This window comes from Ectopseudomonas oleovorans (genome assembly GCF_029845265.1).
GTDB classification, from domain to species: Bacteria; Pseudomonadota; Gammaproteobacteria; order Pseudomonadales; family Pseudomonadaceae; genus Aquipseudomonas; species Aquipseudomonas oleovorans.
The window spans coordinates 43,966-62,225 of sequence record NZ_JAOCLK010000025.1 but is presented as its reverse complement, the minus strand read 5'-3'; the positions used below and the strand labels follow the sequence as shown (position 1 = coordinate 62,225).

The 18,260-nt window shown below is 62.6% G+C and carries 15 protein-coding genes and 1 pseudogene; 7 read left to right on the top strand and 9 right to left on the bottom strand.

All coding sequences use genetic code 11. From position 1 onward, the window contains the following. Positions 1–2: 2 nt before the first annotated feature. From N5J71_RS14055 to N5J71_RS14045, 3 genes are all read right to left on the bottom strand, one after another. Positions 3–2,021 carry a HAMP domain-containing sensor histidine kinase gene (locus N5J71_RS14055; RefSeq protein WP_084341192.1) on the bottom strand — a complete coding sequence of 673 codons (2,019 nt, stop codon included), beginning with the start codon at positions 2,019–2,021 and terminating at the stop codon, positions 3–5. A gap of 125 nt (positions 2,022–2,146) precedes the next feature. Further along, positions 2,147–3,058 (bottom strand): putative 2-dehydropantoate 2-reductase, encoded by a 912-nt coding sequence (locus tag N5J71_RS14050; RefSeq protein WP_108233160.1) that lies wholly within the window; start codon positions 3,056–3,058, stop codon positions 2,147–2,149. After that, the gene (locus tag N5J71_RS14045) at positions 3,055–4,017 is read right to left on the bottom strand and encodes a response regulator (protein WP_279917090.1); all 963 of its coding nucleotides are present in this window, start codon (positions 4,015–4,017) and stop codon (positions 3,055–3,057) included. The genes N5J71_RS14050 and N5J71_RS14045 overlap by 4 nt, the downstream gene beginning before the upstream one ends. A 138-nt stretch (positions 4,018–4,155) precedes the next feature. Here N5J71_RS14045 and N5J71_RS14040 point away from each other — a divergent pair, with 138 nt between their 5' ends. Next, on the top strand, positions 4,156–4,635 hold the full coding sequence (locus tag N5J71_RS14040; protein ID WP_017678988.1) for a YajQ family cyclic di-GMP-binding protein: 480 nt from the start codon (positions 4,156–4,158) through the stop codon (positions 4,633–4,635). 103 nt (positions 4,636–4,738) lie between these two features. Further along, complete coding sequence (locus tag N5J71_RS14035) at positions 4,739–5,566, top strand: mechanosensitive ion channel family protein (protein ID WP_279917089.1); 828 nt, start codon at positions 4,739–4,741, stop codon at positions 5,564–5,566. A 756-nt stretch (positions 5,567–6,322) separates the two neighbouring features. Here the strand turns inward: N5J71_RS14035 and N5J71_RS14030 are convergent. Together N5J71_RS14030 and N5J71_RS14025 are read right to left on the bottom strand one after the other, a co-directional pair. Further along, positions 6,323–8,110 (bottom strand): AmpG family muropeptide MFS transporter, encoded by a 1,788-nt coding sequence (locus N5J71_RS14030; protein WP_279917088.1) that lies wholly within the window; start codon positions 8,108–8,110, stop codon positions 6,323–6,325. A 43-nt stretch (positions 8,111–8,153) separates the two neighbouring features. Next, on the bottom strand, positions 8,154–8,528 hold the full coding sequence (locus N5J71_RS14025; RefSeq protein ID WP_279917086.1) for an MGMT family protein: 375 nt from the start codon (positions 8,526–8,528) through the stop codon (positions 8,154–8,156). Between the two features lie 16 nt (positions 8,529–8,544). Between N5J71_RS14025 and N5J71_RS14020 the strand changes: the two are divergent. Next, positions 8,545–9,536 (top strand): annotated as a pseudogene (locus N5J71_RS14020) (DUF481 domain-containing protein). Between the two features lie 144 nt (positions 9,537–9,680). After that, positions 9,681–10,694 carry a DUF481 domain-containing protein gene (locus N5J71_RS14015; protein ID WP_279917075.1) on the top strand — a complete coding sequence of 338 codons (1,014 nt, stop codon included), beginning with the start codon at positions 9,681–9,683 and terminating at the stop codon, positions 10,692–10,694. 219 nt (positions 10,695–10,913) lie between these two features. Here N5J71_RS14015 and N5J71_RS14010 read toward each other — a convergent pair whose 3' ends face one another. Together N5J71_RS14010 and upp are read right to left on the bottom strand one after the other, a co-directional pair. Further along, positions 10,914–12,176, bottom strand: coding sequence for a uracil-xanthine permease family protein (locus tag N5J71_RS14010; RefSeq protein ID WP_279917073.1), 1,263 nt, complete (start codon positions 12,174–12,176; stop codon positions 10,914–10,916). Between the two features lies 1 nt (position 12,177). Then, a complete protein-coding gene (upp, locus tag N5J71_RS14005; RefSeq protein ID WP_279917071.1) occupies positions 12,178–12,816 on the bottom strand; it encodes a uracil phosphoribosyltransferase in 639 nt (212 codons plus the stop codon). Between the two features lie 238 nt (positions 12,817–13,054). On the opposite strand from upp, the gene N5J71_RS14000 reads away from it, so the two are divergent. Beyond that, positions 13,055–13,612: a hypoxanthine-guanine phosphoribosyltransferase gene (locus N5J71_RS14000; protein ID WP_092380116.1), complete on the top strand. Its 558-nt coding sequence runs from the start codon at positions 13,055–13,057 to the stop codon at positions 13,610–13,612. Positions 13,613–13,754: 142 nt separating this feature from the next. Here N5J71_RS14000 and dauA read toward each other — a convergent pair whose 3' ends face one another. Further along, on the bottom strand, positions 13,755–15,482 hold the full coding sequence (gene dauA / locus N5J71_RS13995) for a C4-dicarboxylic acid transporter DauA (protein WP_279917070.1): 1,728 nt from the start codon (positions 15,480–15,482) through the stop codon (positions 13,755–13,757). Between the two features lie 171 nt (positions 15,483–15,653). On the opposite strand from dauA, the gene N5J71_RS13990 reads away from it, so the two are divergent. Further along, positions 15,654–15,941, top strand: a complete 288-nt coding sequence (locus N5J71_RS13990; protein ID WP_003459389.1) for a PA4642 family protein — start codon at positions 15,654–15,656, stop codon at positions 15,939–15,941. A gap of 291 nt (positions 15,942–16,232) precedes the next feature. Here the strand turns inward: N5J71_RS13990 and rpsT are convergent, their stop codons facing one another. After that, positions 16,233–16,511: a 30S ribosomal protein S20 gene (gene rpsT, locus N5J71_RS13985; protein ID WP_003243036.1), complete on the bottom strand. Its 279-nt coding sequence runs from the start codon at positions 16,509–16,511 to the stop codon at positions 16,233–16,235. A gap of 191 nt (positions 16,512–16,702) precedes the next feature. Here rpsT and murJ point away from each other — a divergent pair, with 191 nt between their 5' ends. Next, positions 16,703–18,244, top strand: a complete 1,542-nt coding sequence (gene murJ / locus N5J71_RS13980; RefSeq protein ID WP_279917069.1) for a murein biosynthesis integral membrane protein MurJ — start codon at positions 16,703–16,705, stop codon at positions 18,242–18,244. Positions 18,245–18,260: the final 16 nt, after the last annotated feature.

Sequence of the window (18,260 nt, the reverse complement as noted above, 5' to 3'; positions counted from 1 at the left end):
TCTCAGAGTCCTGTGTGATCGGGCAGCGAGGCCAGCGGCAGGCGCAGGGTGAAACAGGTGCCCTGGCCTGGCGTCGAGTGCACTTCCATCTGCCCTTTGTGATTGTTGGTGATGATGAAGTAGGAGACCGCCAGGCCGAGTCCGGTGCCCTGGCCCACCTCCTTGGTGGTGAAGAAGGGTTCGAAGATGCGTTTGCGCACCGCCTCGCTCATGCCGGTGCCGTTGTCTTCCACTTGTACTTCTGCCCAGTTGCCGGCCTGCCGAGTGCGCAGGATGATGCGGCCGGGCTCGGTATCCTCGTCGCGCTGGTGAATGGCCTGGGCGGCGTTCTTCAGCAGGTTGAGCAGCACCTGCTCCAGTTCGTTGGCGGTGCCGGCTACCGGGCCCAGCAACGGATCGTACTGGCGCACGATCTCCAGGGTCTTGAAGTCGAAACTGTCGGTCAGGTCGAAGTCGTTACCGGCGATCTCCAGGGCTTGGTCGATCAGCGCCGGCAGATCGCAGGGCGATAGCTGGCGGTCGCTGCGGCGGCTGAAGCTGAGCATGTGGCTGACGATCTTGGCGGCGCGCTGGCCGGCCTGCTGGATGCCGTCGAGCAGGCGCGGTATCTCGCGTGCCTCCATGTAGTGCTCAATGGCTTCCAGGCTGACGCCGGCCTGTTCGGCCTGTTCGACATTCTTTTCCAGACCCGGCGACAGGCGCCGGCGGATGTTCTGCACGTTATGCAGGATGGCGCCGAGCGGGTTGTTGATTTCGTGCGCCATGCCCGCCGCCAGGCCGCCGACGGAGAGCATCTTCTCCGACTGCACCATCATTTCCTCCAGGGCCAGGCGCTGGGTGATGTCGTCGATACGGATCACCACGCCTCGGCCGGCGCCGCCCACCAGTGGGTAGAAGGTCAGGGCGTAATGGTGGGGCTCTTCGTCTTTGTGCCAGGTAACGCGCTCGATCTTCTCCACGCGATGCTGCTCGGCGGTGCGTTTGAGCTGCGCGAGAAAGGGTTTGAGTGGCGGGAAGGCGAGAAATATCGGTTGGTTCAGCGCCTCTTCCAGGCGCGTACCGGACAGGGCGCTGGCTTCCTGATTCCACTGCGTGACGTAGAGCTGTTCGTCGAGAGCGATCAGCGCCGAAGGCATGGAGTCGATGATGCTGTTGAGGTAGTTCTGAAAGCCGGTGAGTTTCTTCTCGATCTTGCTGCGCACCTGCACCTCCAGCTCCAACTTGCGGTTGGAGTGGCGGGTCTCCTCGGCCAGGCTCTGCGCCTGATCGAAGGCCTGCTGGGCGTCGTCGCGGGCACGCTTGAGCTGCTGCTCACGCGCTTCCATGCGCATCAGCATGGTGTTGAACGCATCGGCCAGGCTGCCGATCTCGTCCTGATTGCCGCGATTGGCGCGCAGCGCATAGTTCTCTTCGCGGGTGACCTGGCGTGACAGTTCTTCCAGACGGCGAATGGGTTTGGTCACCAGGCGTTTGATCTGCCTGGCCACCAGCAACCACAGCAGCACGCTGAACGCCAGAATCACCAGGCTGGCGGTCAGGGTGCCGGTATAGAAGGCACCAGGCAATTCGCTGGACGCCACCAGCAGCAGGGCGCCGGGGCGACCGCTGGGGTGGGGCAGATCGACCAGCAGGTTGGTGCGAAAGGCTGTTTCGCGCCAGTTCTGCAGCTGGCTCAGTTGCTGCGGTAGCTGCAGTTTTTCGCCGCGTTGCAGTTGTGCCAGGCTGTTGCCATTGCTGTCGTAGATAATCGCTGCACGCAGGGGCGCGTAATCGTCCAGGCGTTTGAGCAGGGCCTCGGCCGAGGCGGACGAGTGCAAGGCTTCCTTGCTCAGTGTCGGGCTGGCGATAAGCCGGCCGAGGGTGTGCAGGGCCTGTGGCGCCATGCTCTGCTGGGTGATCCAGTAGGCTGCGCTGATGAAAGCCAGATTGGCCACCAGCATCACGGCGGCGAGCAACACCAGCAGTGCGGCGAGCAGTTTGCGGCCCACTGGCAGGTTTTCGAGGCGCTGACGCAGTCTCATGAGGGTATCGTTGTGGCGAGTGAGGACGGCAGGTTAGCGCGGCTGTCAGGCCATTGCCTACTGCCTGTGTAGGGCGGGTGCTACCCGCCAAGCTGCGAGTGATGGGTTGCACCCGCCCTGCGTACTCAAGCGAGAGGCAAACCCCGTTCACGCAGGTGGCTCAGCAGGCGCTGCTGCAGATGCTGCAGGTGCGGCACATGCAGCTGATGACGCTGCGCCGCTGCGCAGGCGTAGCCAAGCAGATAGCTGATCTCGGTGCGACGTCCCTGTGCAACGTCCTGGTGCATGGAGGAGTAGTTCGCCGCAGTGGCGCTGATCACGCGCTGTACCTCTTGATGCAGATTCTCTGCGGCTGCGGGCTGGCCGCAGCGTTGCAGCAGCTCGTCGAGTTCGGCGCACAGGGTGGCGACTTCGGCAGGGTGCTCGGTCAGGCCACCATTGCGACAGTCGTGCAGTACGGTGAGCGGGTTGATCGCGCAGTTCAGCGCCAGCTTGCGCCACAGGCGCGTGAGGATATCCGGGCTCCACTGGTGAGCGATGCCCGCGCGCTGCAGCTCGTCCAGCCAGGTTGGTGGCTGGGGATCGCTCGGGTCACCCAGCCAGTTGTGGCCATTGCCGGCGAACACCACCTGAAAATCGGCGGGACGAAAAGCCCCTTCGGTGCTGGAGACGAACAGGCAACGTTGCTTGGGTAGGCGTTGGGCAACTTCATCCTGGCTGCCCAGGCCATTTTGCAACAGCAGCAGCTCGGCGCCCGGGGCAAGACGTCCGGCGATGGTCGCCACCGCGCTTTGCGCGTCATAGGCCTTGCAGGCCAGCAGCAGGCGATGGATGGGCGTGTCCGCTTGTGGCAATTCTGCAGGAATGGCGTACTGCATGGGCTGGCCCGCTTCGACCAACGTCAGGCCGCCGGCCTGGCGATAGGCTTCGAGGCGTTGCCGGTTGCGCAGGATCAGCCTGACTGGCAGGCCGGCACGGGCCAGGCGTGCTGCCCAGAGGCTGCCGAGACTGCCGGCGCCGAGGATGTGCCAGGTCACGGCAGAGGTAGGCGCATGGCTGCGACCCGGCCGCTGGCGTAAGACTCTGGTAGCAGATTCTGCGCATGCTGAATCAGTTGTTCGGTATCGGTGGGTAGCGCCTTGGCATCCAGACCGACCAGGCTGATGCCGGCTTTCAGCGTAATGAAACCTTCGCTGGTCTTGAACGCCTTGAAGTTGAGGCCTTCGTGCAGGCGCTTGAAGCTGCTCGGCGAGCACTCGTGCAGGTCGTCGAGCAGGGTGATCAGGCCGAAGTGGTTGTCATCCAGGCGCGTCAGCACGTCCAGTGGTCTGACAAGCTGCTGCAGACGTCGCGCGACGCCATGCAGCAGTTCGTTGAAGAAGCGGTCACCGTACTGGTTGCGCAGCTGACCGGCGTCCTGCAGGCCGATCAGCAGGTAGCACACGGCGCCGCCGCGCGACTCGATCTGGCGCAGGCTGTCGGTGAGCTTCTGGCGCAGATAGCGCGGGTTGCCCAGGCCGGTGAGCGGATCGACCAGATTGCGCCGCTCCAGGCTGGCGATGTTCTGCGTGAGCATGCGGTTCTCGTGCAGCAGGCGCTGCAGGGTGTTGCACAGGCGATCCGCGGCGTACACGCGTGGCACCAGTTGTTCGTTCATAGCCGCCTTGCTGATGAAGTCATCGACGCCACGGTCGAAGGCTTCGCCCAGGACGTTTTCGCCTTCCTTGCCGGTCAGCAGGATGATGTAGGTGTAGTGGTCGGCGGTCTCGTCCAGTTGGCGCACCCGCGCGGTCAGCTCCAGGCCGTCGATCTCGGGCATCAGCCAGTCGGCCAGAAGCACGCTGGCCGGGCGCTGCTCCAGCTGCTGCAGGGCTTCGCTGGCGCTGCTGGCGAAACGCACGTCCAGATAGCCGGCCTGGCTCAGTGCACGACCGATCATGGCGCTGGAGAACTTGGCGTCGTCCACCACCAGGATGCTGAGATGGGGGTTGGGCATGGGGCTGACTCGTAGACAGAGAGGAAGGACGCCAAACGGCGCGTATCAGTCTGGATATAATGGGCCCGCCATAGTTATCGTCAAGTCAGGCGCGTTCACTCCGTGAAGAGGATCGCGCCGTCCATCAGGAGCCCACTCATGCCTTCGTTCGACATCGTGTCTGAACTGGACAAACACGAACTGACCAATGCGGTCGACAATGCCATCAAGGAGCTCGACCGCCGTTTCGACCTGCGTGGCAAATGCAGCATCGAGAGTAAGGACAAGGCGCTGACCTTGACCGCCGAAGCCGAGTTCATGCTCGAGCAGATGCTCGACATCGTGCGCAGCAGCCTGATCAAGCGCAAGATCGACTGCCAGTGCATGGAAACCAAGGAACCCTACGCTTCGGGCAAGGTGATGAAGCAGGAAGTCACCTTCCGCGAAGGTATCGACAAGGAGCTGGCGAAGAAGATCGTCGCTCACATCAAGGACGCCAAGCTCAAGGTGCAGGCCGCCATCCAGGGCGAGCAGGTGCGTGTCACCGGCAAGAAGCGCGATGACCTGCAGGAAGCCATCGCCCTGCTGCGGGGTCACGAGTTCGGCATGCCGCTGCAGTACAACAACTTCCGCGATTGAACCTTTGTGATGCTGAGTCGTCGCAGGCTAGGTTGATAGCATTCTGACCGCCATGGCTTGCCATGGCGGTTTCGTTTCATGTACGGGAAAACAGGAGCACCCTATGGATATGAACGTCGAGGAACTGGTGAAAATGTCCGAGGCCTGGCTGCCGGTGGTGTTGGAGTACAGCGGCAAGCTGACCCTGGCAGTGATCACTCTGCTGATCGGCTGGTGGCTGATCAGCCGGCTGACGTCGAGCATCGAGAGCATGCTAGCAGCGCGTAAGGTGGACCGCGCGCTGAGCAGCTTCATTGGCAGCCTGGTCAGCATCGTGCTGCGTATTCTGCTGCTGATCAGCGTGGCTTCGATGATCGGTGTGGAGACCACTTCGTTCATCGCCATGATCGGTGCCGCGGGTCTGGCCATCGGCCTGGCGTTGCAGGGCAGCCTGGCCAACTTCGCCGGTGGCGTGCTGATCATGCTGTTCCGTCCGTTTCGGGCTGGTGATTGGATCGAGGCACAGGGTGTCTCCGGTAGCGTCGATAGCATCCAGATCTTCCATACCACGCTGAAAACCGGCGATAACAAGGTCGTCATCGTGCCCAATGGCAGCCTGTCCAACGGCCACATCACCAACTACTCGCGTGAGCCGCGTCGGCGCGCCGATATCAATATCGGTATCGATTACTCCAGCGACATCAAAAAAGCGCGCGAGGTGCTGCTGGAAATCGCCCAGGACCCGCGTGTACATGTCGATCCTGCGCCGGTTGTGTTCGTGACCGGGCTGGGTGACAGTGCGGTGAACCTGTCGCTGCGCGTGTGGGTGGCCACTGGCGACTTCTGGCCGGTGACCTTCGCCTTTACCGAGCTGGCCAAGGAGCGTCTGACCGAGGCGGGTATCGGAATTCCGTTCCCACAGCGGGTGGTGCATCTGGCCAAGGCTGATTGAGGCACCTGGAAAGGTTTTTCTTCGCGTAGTTTGGGAGAGGTGCCGATTGATACCGGACTGGCAAGTTTGTGTGTTCTTTTGCGCTATTTATATCCGGGCCAAGATCACTAGCGCGTCGATCTCTCGTCTTGGTTTCGCCCCTCACGGGCGAGTCACTTTCTCTTGCTTGCCCAAGAGAAAGTAACCAAAGAGAAGGGCACCCCGTTCATCCGGCCCCGGCTGCGCCGGGGTTCCCTCGTTCCATCACCGCTCCAGGGGCACGCCACGAAGGGCCATCCCTGGCCCATCGTGGCTCTCGCGACATCCATGTCGCTCAACCCCTTACGCGGCGATTCCACTCGGCCTCCTGAAGGGGACTTGGGCGTCGCCTGCGTGATCGCTGCTTAAAAGTAAAAACAAAAGCAAAAACAGACACTGTGGAGCTTGAGCCTGAGGAAATCTTGCAAGCTCGCGACCTGGTCCCCTTCAGGAGGCCGAGTGGAGGTGCTGCGTAGGGGAGCGAGCCGCATGGATGCGGCGAGAGGCTTAAAGGGCCAGGGACGGCCCTTGTAAGCCGGCCCCCGGAGCGGCACCGGAGCGAGGGAAGTTTCGCGCAGCGAAACCCGGATGTCGGGGTGCCCTTCTTTGGCACACCTTTCTTGGGCAAGCAAGAAAGGTGTGGCGCCCGTAAGGGGCGCAACCAAAACGCTCAGTGAACTCGGTAATGGATAGTGCTAAGCCCGTGAGCAATACGCACACAAACTTGCCAGTCCGGTATCAAGCCCTTTCCACCGGGGCGTCGCCGTTGGGCTGGCGTTTGTCGCGGCGCCACTGAATGATGATAAGCAGCAGTGTCGGTATCCCCATCAGCGCCGTGGCGAGGAAGAAGTGGGCGTAGCCGAGGCTTTCCACCATCACGCCGGAATAACCACCGATCAGGCGCGGCAGCAGCAGCATGATGGAACTGAGCAGGGCGTACTGGGTGGCCGAGAATTTCAGGTTGGTCAGACTCGACAGATAGGCCACGAACGCCGAGGTAGCCAAGCCTGCACTGAAATTGTCGCAGCTGATGGTGACGATCAGCATGTTCAGGTGCGGACCCATGCCCACCAACAGCATGAACATCAAGTTGGTGGCCGCCGAGGCGGCCGCGCCGATCAGGAGAATCGGCATGATGCCGAAACGCACGATGAGCAGGCCGCCGGCCCCGGCGCCGAGCAGGGTCATCACCAGGCCGAAAATCTTGCTGACACTGGCGATCTGCTCCTTGGTGAAGCCCTGGTCGATGTAGAAGACGTTGGCCATCACCCCCATCACGGTATCGGACAGGCGATAGGTGGCAATCAGGCTCAGCAGCAGCAGTGCCTGCCAGCGATAGCGCACGATGAAGTCGTTGATCGGCGTCAGCACCGGGGCCATGCCGCCCCAGAACAGGCTGGAAATCGACAGGCTGGTGAGCAGGGTGTAGAGCAGGGCGCGGAGGAAGGCGCGGTCCTGGTAGAGCAGTTCCTGCAGGCTCATCTGGCCTTGCAGGACCAGGTGCAGATCGCTTTCGTAGAACTGGGTGATCATCGCCGGCACGGCAATCAGCAGGATGATCAGCAGCAGCACGGACAGCAGCTGATGGAAGAAACCATACCTTGCCGCTGCCGTTTTCAGCACCGGCGCCAGCCCGCCCCAGAACAGCCCGGAGGCGCACACGCAGGCCAGGGTGCTGTAGAGCATGGCGCGCAGGAAGGCGCGGTCGCTGTAGAGCAGCTCCTGCATGCTGACGTCGCCGAGCAGCATTGGCATCAGATCGCTCTGATAGAACTGGATGAACATGGTCGGCACGGCGATGATCAGCACGATCACCGCGCTGATCGCCAGCAGTTGGTGGAAAAAGCCATGCTTGGGTGGCGCGACATTGATGTGCGGCGGTGCTGGCGGCTCGCGCATCCAGATGGAGGTGAGCAAGCCAGGCAGCATCAGCAGGGCGAAGACCATGTAGGTGCCGGTCCAGGCGCTGAACTGGTAGTCCTTGGCGGTCGAGCCGAAGCCTTCGGCGAAATACAGCGCGCCGGCGGTGGCCAGCAGCGCGGCGACGCGGTAGCCGGTCATGTAGGCGGCGGCCAGCGCAGCCTGATGCTCATCGCCGAGGATTTCCAGACGGTAGGCATCGACGGCGATGTCCTGGGTGGCCGAAGCGAAGGCGACCAGCACGGCCAGGGCGATCAGCGTCGAGAGGTGCGTTTGCGGGTCGTAATGCGCCATGCCGATCAGGCCGATGGCAACCAGGCCCTGTGACAGCACCAGCCAGGAGCGGCGCCGGCCAAGCTTGCCCAACACTGGCAGGCGCCACTGGTCGAGCATCGGGGCCCAGACCCATTTGAAGGCATACGCCAGGCCGATGAGGCTGGCAAAACCGATGGTCTCGCGCGCTACGCCGGCTTCGCGCAGCCAGACCGACAGGGTCGAGAACACCAGCATGTAGGGCAGGCCGGCGGCGAAGCCCAGAAGCAGCAGCGCCAGTGTGGCGGGGTTGGCATAGGTGGCGAGGGCTTCTCGCCAGGATTTGCGTGGCATCAGGCTCGAATCTGGGCTGGAGGGGTGGTTCGTAGGGCGCACTCTAACTGCTGTGCTCCATCGGGCGCCAGCCGTGACGGTGCATATCCACACGTTCGTTCAGGATGCTGATGCCCTCTGCGCGCAGGCGCGCTCGTTGTTCGGCCCCGGAAGGGCTGCCGGCAGCCAGACTGAGGCGTCCGCCAGCGGCGATCACCCGATGCCAGGGCAACGTGGTGCCATTCGGTAACTGGCTCAGCGTACGACCAACCCAACGTGCAGCGCGGCCAAGGCCGGCCAACTGGGCCAGTTCGCCATAGCTGACGACCCTGCCTTCCGGCACCTGTGCCAATACCAGGTACAGCGCTTCGCGACGCGCCTCGACGCTTGCCGGTGGTGGGGCCTGCCATGCAGACTCTGGCGGTTTCGTATTGCCCATAGGGTTCGTCCTTATCATGCGCGTACTGATCGCCTTATTCCTTTTTACCCTGGCAGCCCGCTCTGGGCCGATACCGTTTGGCTGGACAACGGTGATCGACTCAGTGGTGAGATCATCCTGCTCGACGGCGGCAAGCTGGCGCTCAAGACCAAGTATGCCGGCCAGGTGCTGATCGACTGGAAGGATATCGATACCCTCAGCTCGGACAAACCCCTGCTGGTGCGCCGTAGCGGCTTCGACAACGAACGCAGCGAAAGGTTGGTTGCGGCCGGCAGTGGCATGGTCCGGGTGCAAGGCGAGCGCGAATACACCCTGCCGCTGGCGCAGATCAAGCGCCTGGTGCCACCGCGGCCTTTGCTGGAGGACCGTCTCTGGGAAGGCAACCTCGATGCCAAACTGGACATGAAGCGTAACCAGAATGATGTCGACGAATGGAAGCTCAAGGGCAATACCCGTGTCGAACATGGGCGCTGGCGCCATGTGCTCAGTGGCGAGCTGGAGCGTGAAACCAAGAACGACAGAAAGGTCGAGGACAACTGGGAACTGGAGTACGACCTCGATCGCTTTTTCACCGAACACTGGTTCTGGCGGGTGGGCGTGGAGCAGGCCGAGGACGAATTCGAGACTGTCGATCGCCAGCGCATCGTCGGTACCGGCCCCGGTTATCGCTTCTGGGATGACGAACTGGGACGTTTCGACCTGATCGGCCAGTTCAATCGCGTGCGTCTGGAGTCGGATGTTGCCGATCTGGCGTTCAATACCACTTCGCTGGAGCTGGATTACAAGCGCCTGCTGTGGGGTACGCGGCTGGAGTTCTATGCCAATGCCCAGTTGCAGATCCCGCATATCGAAGAAATCGACTACGTGCTCGATAGCGAATTCGGCCTGCGCTACCGCCTCAACCAGTGGGCGCGCTTATCGCTTTTGTACGAGCTGGATCAGTTGCGTGCCCCAGGGCAGACGGTTTCGGATCGGCATTATCTGATCGGTATCGGCGTGGGGTGGTGATGCCGTCGGGCGGTGCGCTGCCCAACGGCACGCCGCCCGACGGAAAAAGCTGAACTCTGGGTATTCGGCCCGGTCAGTTGTTGCTCTGGCGCCGGGGTTGCGGATAATGCCCGGCTTTCGCCCACCAACGCCATTACCCAACTTATGTCGCGCTCTACATCGCTGTCCCTGCTAGGCCTGAGCATCGCTCTGTGCAGTTCCGCCACCTTCGCCGACACCGTCTGGCTGACCAACGGTGACCGCCTGACCGGCACCATTCGCTTCTTCGACGGCAGCAAACTGCTGCTGGAAACCGACTACGGCGGCTCCATCCCGCTGAGCTGGAAGAAAATCGCCACCCTGCAAAGCGACCATGAGCTGCTGGTCAAGCTTGGCCCGGTGGATGGCGAGCGTGCCAAATCGCTGCTGGCCGCCGAGCCGGGCAAGGTGACACTGGCCAATGGCGACTCGCCGAAAACCATCGAGCTGGCGCAGATCGAGCAGATCATGAAGCCCAAGCCGCTGGTGGAGGACTTCACCTGGAAGGGCAACATCGACCTCGGTCTCGACTACAAGCGCGGTGAGCGCGACTCCGACGACTACGATGTCGGCATCAAGACCCAGGCCCGTCATGGCCTGTGGCGGCATAACGCGCTGGCCGATTACAACCGCGAGCTGAAAAACGACGTCGTCAGTACCGATAACTGGAGCGCCGAATATGCCCTTGACCGTTTCCTCACGGAGAAATGGTTCTGGCAGGGGCGCTTCGAGTACAAGCGCGACCGTATCGAAGAGGTGGAGCGTCAGCGCACCCTGGGTACCGGTCCGGGTTACCAGTTCTGGGATGACGAGCTGGGGTCGTTCTCCCTCGCCACCCTGGCCAACCGCAGTGATTACCGCTACAGCAATGGCGAGCAGGACCGCTTCTATGCGATGAGCGTGAAGTGGGACTACAACCGCTATCTGATCGGCAAGACCGTCGAGCTGTTCACTGTCGGTGAGGTCGGTCGTCCGCTCAGTGGCGCGGCGGACTACAGCCTCGATGCGGAAGTCGGCCTGCGTTACAAGGTGACCGACTGGGCGTCGCTGAACATGAAGGCCGAGAAAGATATCGTCAGCGGTGCCGAAGGGGATCTGGATGAAACCCGCTACACCCTTGGCTTTGGTGTCGGCTGGTAACGTTCGCCAGCGTCAAGAAAAAGCCCGCGAATCAATCGCGGGCTTTTTCTTGGGCGAGAGAGTCAGGCCTCTTGCCCAATGCCGATCAGATAAGCTTGCCAAAGCGGTCTTTCGTAGGAGCCCCGCCCCGGGGCGAAGCTTTTCAATCGCGTATCGCCCTGGTTCGCGGCGGGGCGCCGCTCCTACCCATTGGCAGCGTCGACGCTTAACTGACAGACATTAGGCCTCTTGCCCGTCCTTTTTCTTCCAGCCGGCGCCGCCTGGCAGTACCAGGTTGAGCAGCAGGGCGCTGATGGCGCACAGGGAAATACCCGACAGGGCAAATTCCTTGCCGCCAATCACCATGCCGCCGATACCGAACACCAGGGTCACCGAGACGATGATCAGGTTGCGCGCTTCGGACAGGTCGACCTGATGGCGAATCAGGGTGTTGAGACCGACCACGGCGATGGAGCCGAACAGCAGGCAGAGAATGCCGCCCATCACCGGCACCGGGATGCTCTGCAGGGCCACGCCGAACTTGCCGATAAAGGCCAGGGCAATGGCGAATACCGCCGCCCAGGTCATGATCTTCGGGTTGTAGCTCTTGGTCAGCATTACCGCGCCGGTCACTTCGGCGTAGGTGGTGTTGGGCGGGCCACCGAACAGGCCGGCTGCCGAGGTGGCCAGACCGTCACCCAGCAGGGTGCGGTGCAGGCCCGGCTGTTTGACGAAGTTCTTGCCGGTCACGTTGCCAATCGCCACCACGCCGCCGATGTGCTCGATGGCGGGCGCCAGGGCGACCGGCACCATGTACAGAATGGCGCCCCAGTGCAGTTCCGGGGTGACGAAGTTGGGTACGGCGAGCCAGGCTGCCTGATCGACGGCGCTGGTGTCGATCACCCCGAGCACCGCGGCGATGGCGCAGCCAACGGCGATGCCGGAGAGGATCGGCACCAGGCGGAAGAGCCCGCGTCCCAGCACGGCCACCAGCAAAGTGGTGATCAGCGCCGGCATCGAAATCATCATCGCGGTGCTGTACGGCACCAGTTCGACGCTGCCGTCACCAGCCTTGCCCATGGCCATGTTCACCGCGACCGGTGACAGCGCCAGGCCGATGGAGATGATCACCGGGGCGATCACCACCGGTGGCAGCAGGCGGTCGATGAAGCTCGGGCCGCGCAGCTTCACCAGCGCCGAGAGCAGGATGTAGACCAGACCGGCGGCGATCACGCCGCCCATCACTGCCGGCAGGCCGAACTCGCCCTTGGCTGCCAGAATCGGCGCGATGAAGGCGAAGCTGGAGGCCAGAAACACCGGCACCTGGCGTTTGGTCACCAGTTGGAACAGCAGGGTGCCGATACCGGCGGTGAACAGCGCGACGTTGGGGTCCATGCCGGTGATCAGCGGCATCAGCACCAGAGCGCCGAAGGCCACGAACAGCATCTGCGCGCCGGAAATGCCCTGGCGCCAGAGCGGATCGTTGAATTCCGTCTGCGACATGTCAGGCGTCCTTTTGCTTGGTGCCGAAGATCTTGTCGCCGGCATCGCCCAGGCCCGGAATGATGTAGCCGTGTTCGTTCAGACACTGATCGATTGAGGCGGTGAAGATGGTCACGTCCGGGTGAGCCTGCTCGACCGCCTGAATGCCCTCGGGGGCAGCAACCAGGACCATGGCGCGGATGTCCTTGCAGCCGGCTTTCTTCAGCAGGTCGATGGTGGCGACCATCGAACCGCCGGTGGCCAGCATCGGGTCGATGATCAGCGCCAGGCGCGAGTCGATTTCCGGCGCCAGTTTTTCAAGATAGGTGTGCGCTTCCAGGGTTTCCTCGTTGCGCGCCACGCCCACGGCGCTGACCTTGGCGCCCGGGATCAGGCTGAGCACGCCGTCGAGCATGCCGATGCCGGCACGCAGGATGGGCACTACGGTGATCTTCTTGCCGGCGATCTTCTCCACCTGAACGGTGCCCGCCCAGCCTTCGATGTCGTAGGCTTCCAGAGGCAAGTCGTTGGTGGCCTCATAAGTCAGCAGGGCGCCCACTTCCTGGGCCAGCTCACGGAAATTCTTGGTGCTGATATCGGCGCGGCGCATCAGGCCGATCTTGTGACGGATCAGCGGGTGGCGGATCTCGCGAGTGGGCATGGGCTGGGATCTCCAACGGGGCTCTGGGAAAAATCGCGTTAGATTAAAGCATTGCTTGTGCCAAGTGGTGGGTGACTGATGAGTCGCGGTGCTCGCCGACGTGCATCGGCTACGCTGGTCAGTCGATACTTGGCAAGCGTTGCACGGGTCTGTACCTTTGCCCGCTTTTATTTGACGAGTCGATCAGCTTTCGGGCTGTTCGCCGCCACTCATCAGCCGATCAAGAGAGAGCACCATCATGTCCGCCGATCTCGCGCACATTCGCCAAATCATGGCGGAAGCCGACTGCCTGTTCACCGAAGCTGAGGTGGAAGCGGCCATCGACAAGGTCGCCAGCCAGATCAACGCCGAGCTGGCTGAGCGCAACCCGGTGGTGTTCTGCGTGATGAATGGCGGCCTGATCTTCTCCGGCAAGCTGCTGACCAAACTGAATTTCCCGTTGGAAGCGTCTTACCTGCACGCCACCCGTTATCGCAACGAAACCAGCGGTGGCGAGCTGTTCTGGAAGGCCAAGCCGGAAGTGTCGTTCATCGACCGCGACGTGCTGATCATCGACGACATCCTCGACGAAGGGCATACCCTCGGCGCGATCATCGATTTCTGCCGCCATGCCGGCGCGCGTGCCGTGCACACGGCGGTGCTGATCGACAAGGAGCACGAGCGCAAGGCTCGCCCGGACCTGAAGGCCAATTACGTGGGCCTGCAGTGCATTGACCGTTACATCTTCGGTTACGGCATGGACTACAAGGGCTACTGGCGCAACGCCGCCGGCATCTTCGCGGTCAAGGGGCTGTAAGCCTGATACCAAGGCTCACACACCTGCTTTCCGTAGGAGCCCCGCCCCGGGGCGAAGCTGTTGATGTCAGTGTCGCCCAGCTTCGCGGCGGGGCGCCGCTCCTACAGATCGCCGTCGGGCGCGAAGGCCGGATGAAATCCGGTCACAGCTTCGGGGTCTCTCCCAACCAGCGCAATGCCTTTTCCCGCGCGTGCGGCAGATCCCGCGCATAAGCCAGTTCGCCCTCGCGGCTGCGCACGCCGGCGCGCCGTAGTTGCAGGCGTACCTGCGCGGTGGGGCCGCTGAGGATCAGCGCCACACCCTGCTGGCGATAGTCGCGCAGCACATTGTCCAGCGCGGCGATGGCGGTCATGTCCAGCAGCGGTACGGCGCTGATATCGACGATCACCACGCGCACCCCTGGGGTGAAGCGGCGCAGCACGCTCAGCGCCTTTTCTGCCGCGCCGAAGAACAGCGGGCCGCGAATGGCGTAAGCCAGCACGTGCTCGGGCAAATCCTGCAGGGCCTGACGTTGCTGCCGGCTCAGCGCAGCGGTATCGGTCAGCTCGCTCATGCGTTTGATGAACAGTCCGGCTGCCAGCAGCAGGCCAACGCCCACGGCCAGCACCATGTCGAACAGCACCGTCAGCAACAGGCAGGTCAGCAGCACCAGCACATCGCCACGTGGGGCGATGCGCAGGGTGTGGGCGACGTGATGAGGTTCGCTCATGTTCCACGCCACCATCAGCAGTAGCGCCGCCAGCGCCGCCATCGGCAGGTAGCTGAACAGCGGCGCGAGCAGCAGAATCGCTGCCAGCACCACGCCGGCGTGAACCAGTGCCGCCATCGGCGAAAAGGCCCCGGCACGCACGTTGGCTGCCGTGCGGGCGATGGCGGCGGTGGCGGTGATGCCGCCAAAGAACGGCGCGGCCAGATTGCCCAGGCCCTGGCCGATCAATTCGGCGTTGGGATCGTGCTTGCTGCCGGTCATGCCGTCGGCCACCACGGCGCACAGCAGTGACTCGATGGCGCCCAGCATGGCGATGGCAAATGCCGGGGCGAGCAGCTGGCGAATCAGCTCGAAGGACAATACCAGCGGCTGGCCGTCAGGTCCTGGCAGATTCCAGGGTAGCGCCAGGCTCGGCAGGAAGGGCGGGATACCGGGGTATTCAATGCCATCGAGTTGATAGCTGAAGCGCTCGCCCAGTGTCGCCACGGGCAGTCCCAGGCGTTCCAGAGCCAGTGCCAGCAATGCGCCGACCGCCAGGGCTACCAGATGTGCGGGAATTTTCGGCGCCAGGCGTGGCCAGATCAGCAGCGTCGCCAGGCACACCGCGCCAACCAGGGTATCGCCGGGCTGCAGGCTGGGCAGGGCGCGCAGCAGAAGATTCACCTGCTCCAACAAATGCTGCGGCGCGCCGGCCAGATGCAGGCCGAACAGATCCTTGATCTGCAGGACGGCGATGACGATACCGATACCGGCAGTGAAGCCCAGGGTCACCGGGTAGGGCACGAATTCGATCAGACGTCCGGCGCGCAGCAGGCCCAGGCTGATCAGGATCAGCCCGGCCATCAGCGTGCACAGCAGCAAGCCACCGAGGCCGTACTGCTGGGTGATCGGCAGCAGGATCACCACGAAGGCAGCGGTGGGGCCGGAAATATTGAAGCGCGAGCCGCCGCACAGGGCGATCAGCGGTGCGGCGATCAGCACGGTGTAGAGCCCATGCTGCGGCGCCACACCCACGGCGATGGCCGGCGCCATGGCCAGCGGAATGGCGATGATGCCCACCGTCAGGCCGGCGCTCAGGTCGCCGCGCAGGGCCTTCCACGAGTAACCGGCGCGCAGCGTCTGGCGCCAGGCGGCGAACAGCGGTAACGATGGGCGTGACATGCTGGCTCCTAATGGCTTGGCGCATTATAGAAGTCAGTTCACCGGGCGCGGCATGACCTAGGTCGGCTGTCGTGTCGATTGTTCGCGTGTTAGCGTTGCGGGCTGCGCGTTGAGCCGCGCGCGGCGCGGCGGTACACTGCCGGCCCTCTGTAATGCTGGCGGGAGCGGGCGATGCGTAAAGACAAGAAGCAGGTGATTGGCGAAGAAATCAGCGATGACTCGATCAAGCTGTTCCTGGCGGTAGAGCCGGCGGACACTACGCCGCCTTCGCTGCACAAGCTGGTCAAGGCCTATCGCGGCTTGCGTGTCGATGATTTCGAGCGCTTCGTGGGCTTCTTCGTCGCCGCAGGCTACGACCTCTCGGCCACCGATGCGCAGGGCAATGATTTCATCGCGCTGATTCAGGATCAGCGCAATGCCGGGCCCTACATCGAAGTGATCAAGGCTGCTCGCGGCTGATCTTCGCTGTTTTCGAGAAATGCCCGCACTTCGCAAGGAGGCGGGCATTTTTTATGGGTGCACGGCTGCGGACTTGAATTTAGGGCAATAAAAAAGGCTATGTCTGCGCTAAGTGTTGGGAGTGGGTGCAAAGGCCCGTAGGGTGGGCTTTAGCCCACCAACGGTGGTTGGCGTGGGCTAAAGCCCACCCTACAAGGCTCCCGGCCTTCCTTGGAACCCTAGCAACAGTTAACAGGGACATAGCCATAAAAAACCGGCCTCCAGGGCCGGTTTTTCAAGAACCTGTCGCAGTTAAGCGGCAGCAGCTTCGCCCAGCGCCTTGATGTGCGCGTTCAGGCGGCTCTTGTGACGAGCGGCTTTGTTCTTGTGGATGATGCCTTTGTCAGCCATGCGGTCGATGACCGGAACGGCTGCAGTGTAAGCAGTCTTGGCAAGCTCGAGATCTTTGGCAGCAATAGCCTTGACTACGTTCTTGATGTAAGTACGAACCATCGAGCGCAGGCTGGCGTTATGGCTACGGCGCTTCTCAGCCTGTTTGGCGCGTTTTTTGGCAGAAGGTGAGTTGGCCACCGTCAAGCTCCTCGAAAACTGGGGGGTTACGACAAATAAGGCCGCGAATCATGCCGATCCATCTGCCTGCTGTCAAGTCTGATGACGCTTTCCTGTGCTGGCCTGACCAGTGGTGGCTCGCTACACTCGACGCCTTCGTTGGGCGGCGGATTGTCCGCTACTGCACCTTTTTATGGAAGCCGAAATACCCCATGAATCTGCTCAAGTCCCTGGCTGCCGTCAGTTCACTGACCATGGTGTCGCGCGTGCTGGGGTTCGTGCGCGACACCATCATTGCCCGCACCTTTGGCGCCGGGGTGGCGTCGGATGCCTTCGTGGTGGCCTTCAAGCTGCCCAATCTGCTGCGCCGCATTTTTGCCGAAGGCGCCTTCTCCCAGGCCTTCGTACCCATCCTGGCCGAGTACAAGATGCAGCAGGGCGAGGAGGCCACGCGTACCTTCATCGCCTACGTCTCGGGCTTGCTGACCCTGGTGCTGGCGCTGGTCACGGCCATCGGCGTGCTCGCGGCGCCCTGGATCGTCTGGGCTACGGCGCCGGGTTTTGCCGATGAGGCTGAGCGTTTCGAGCTGACGGTCGATCTGCTGCGGGTAACCTTTCCTTATATATTGCTGATCTCCCTGTCATCGCTGGCCGGGGCCATTCTCAACACCTGGAACCGTTTTTCGGTGCCGGCGTTCGTGCCGACCTTGCTCAATGTCAGCATGATCGTCTTCTCGCTGTTTCTGACGCCCTATTTCGACCCGCCAATCATGGCGCTGGGCTGGGCGGTGCTGGTCGGCGGGCTGGCCCAACTGCTCTGGCAACTGCCGCATCTGAAGAAGGTCGGCATGCTGGTGCTGCCGCGTTTGAGTTTCGGTGATCTGGGCGTCTGGCGCGTACTCAAGCAGATGGGGCCGGCGATCTTCGGCGTCTCGGTGAGCCAGATATCGCTGATCATCAACACCATTTTCGCCTCCTTCCTGGTGGCCGGCTCGGTGTCCTGGATGTATTACGCCGACCGCCTGATGGAGCTGCCCTCGGGGGTGCTGGGCGTGGCGCTGGGCACCATCCTGCTGCCGGCACTCTCGAAAACCTATGCGAGCAAGAATCGCGACGAGTACCGTCGCCTGCTCGATTGGGGCCTGCGTCTGTGCTTTCTGCTGGTGCTGCCTTGCACCCTGGCTCTGGCGATTCTCGCTGAGCCTTTGGTGGTCTCGCTGTTTCAGTACGGCAAATTCACCGCCAACGATTCGCTGATGACCCAGCAGGCGCTGATGGCCTATGCGGTCGGGCTGCTGGCACTGATTCTGGTGAAAATTCTTGCACCGGGCTTCTACGCCCAACAGAACATCAAGACGCCGGTGAAGATCGCCGTGGTCAGCCTGCTGGCGACCCAGGTGATGAATGCGCTGTTCGTCTTTGGCCTGGGCATGGCGCACGTCGGCCTGGCGCTGGCGATCAGCCTGGCGGCCTGCCTGAATGCCGGCCTGTTGTACTGGCAACTGCGGCGCGCCGATATCTTCCAGCCGCTGCCGGGCTGGGGGCTGTTCCTGTTCAAACTGGTGGTGGCGGTGACGGTGATGGTCGCTGTGCTGCTGGGGCTGCTGCAGGTCATGCCCGCCTGGGCGGAAGGGGAAATGCTCGTGCGCCTGTTGCGTCTCGGCGCGCTGGTGGCTGCTGGGCTGGTCGCCTACTTCGGCATGCTGCTGATATTGGGCTTCCGTCCGCGCGATTTTGCCCGGCGGGCCCTGTAGCGGTTTCACGCATCGC

Excerpts from the sequence above, each read along its gene's own strand:
- N5J71_RS14010 (WP_279917073.1), bottom strand. The coding sequence starts at position 12,176 with ATGTCGCAGACGGAATTCAACGATCCGCTCTGGCGCCAGGGCATTTCC.
- N5J71_RS14025 (WP_279917086.1), bottom strand. The coding sequence starts at position 8,528 with ATGGGCAATACGAAACCGCCAGAGTCTGCATGGCAGGCCCCACCACCG.
- N5J71_RS14015 (WP_279917075.1), top strand. The coding sequence starts at position 9,681 with ATGTCGCGCTCTACATCGCTGTCCCTGCTAGGCCTGAGCATCGCTCTG.
- N5J71_RS13990 (WP_003459389.1), top strand. The coding sequence starts at position 15,654 with ATGCGTAAAGACAAGAAGCAGGTGATTGGCGAAGAAATCAGCGATGAC.
- murJ (WP_279917069.1), top strand. The coding sequence starts at position 16,703 with ATGAATCTGCTCAAGTCCCTGGCTGCCGTCAGTTCACTGACCATGGTG.
- N5J71_RS14040 (WP_017678988.1), top strand. The coding sequence starts at position 4,156 with ATGCCTTCGTTCGACATCGTGTCTGAACTGGACAAACACGAACTGACC.
- dauA (WP_279917070.1), bottom strand. The coding sequence starts at position 15,482 with ATGTCACGCCCATCGTTACCGCTGTTCGCCGCCTGGCGCCAGACGCTG.
- N5J71_RS14035 (WP_279917089.1), top strand. The coding sequence starts at position 4,739 with ATGGATATGAACGTCGAGGAACTGGTGAAAATGTCCGAGGCCTGGCTG.
- upp (WP_279917071.1), bottom strand. The coding sequence starts at position 12,816 with ATGCCCACTCGCGAGATCCGCCACCCGCTGATCCGTCACAAGATCGGC.
- N5J71_RS14030 (WP_279917088.1), bottom strand. The coding sequence starts at position 8,110 with ATGCCACGCAAATCCTGGCGAGAAGCCCTCGCCACCTATGCCAACCCC.
- N5J71_RS14055 (WP_084341192.1), bottom strand. The coding sequence starts at position 2,021 with ATGAGACTGCGTCAGCGCCTCGAAAACCTGCCAGTGGGCCGCAAACTG.
- N5J71_RS14045 (WP_279917090.1), bottom strand. The coding sequence starts at position 4,017 with ATGCCCAACCCCCATCTCAGCATCCTGGTGGTGGACGACGCCAAGTTC.
- N5J71_RS14000 (WP_092380116.1), top strand. The coding sequence starts at position 13,055 with ATGTCCGCCGATCTCGCGCACATTCGCCAAATCATGGCGGAAGCCGAC.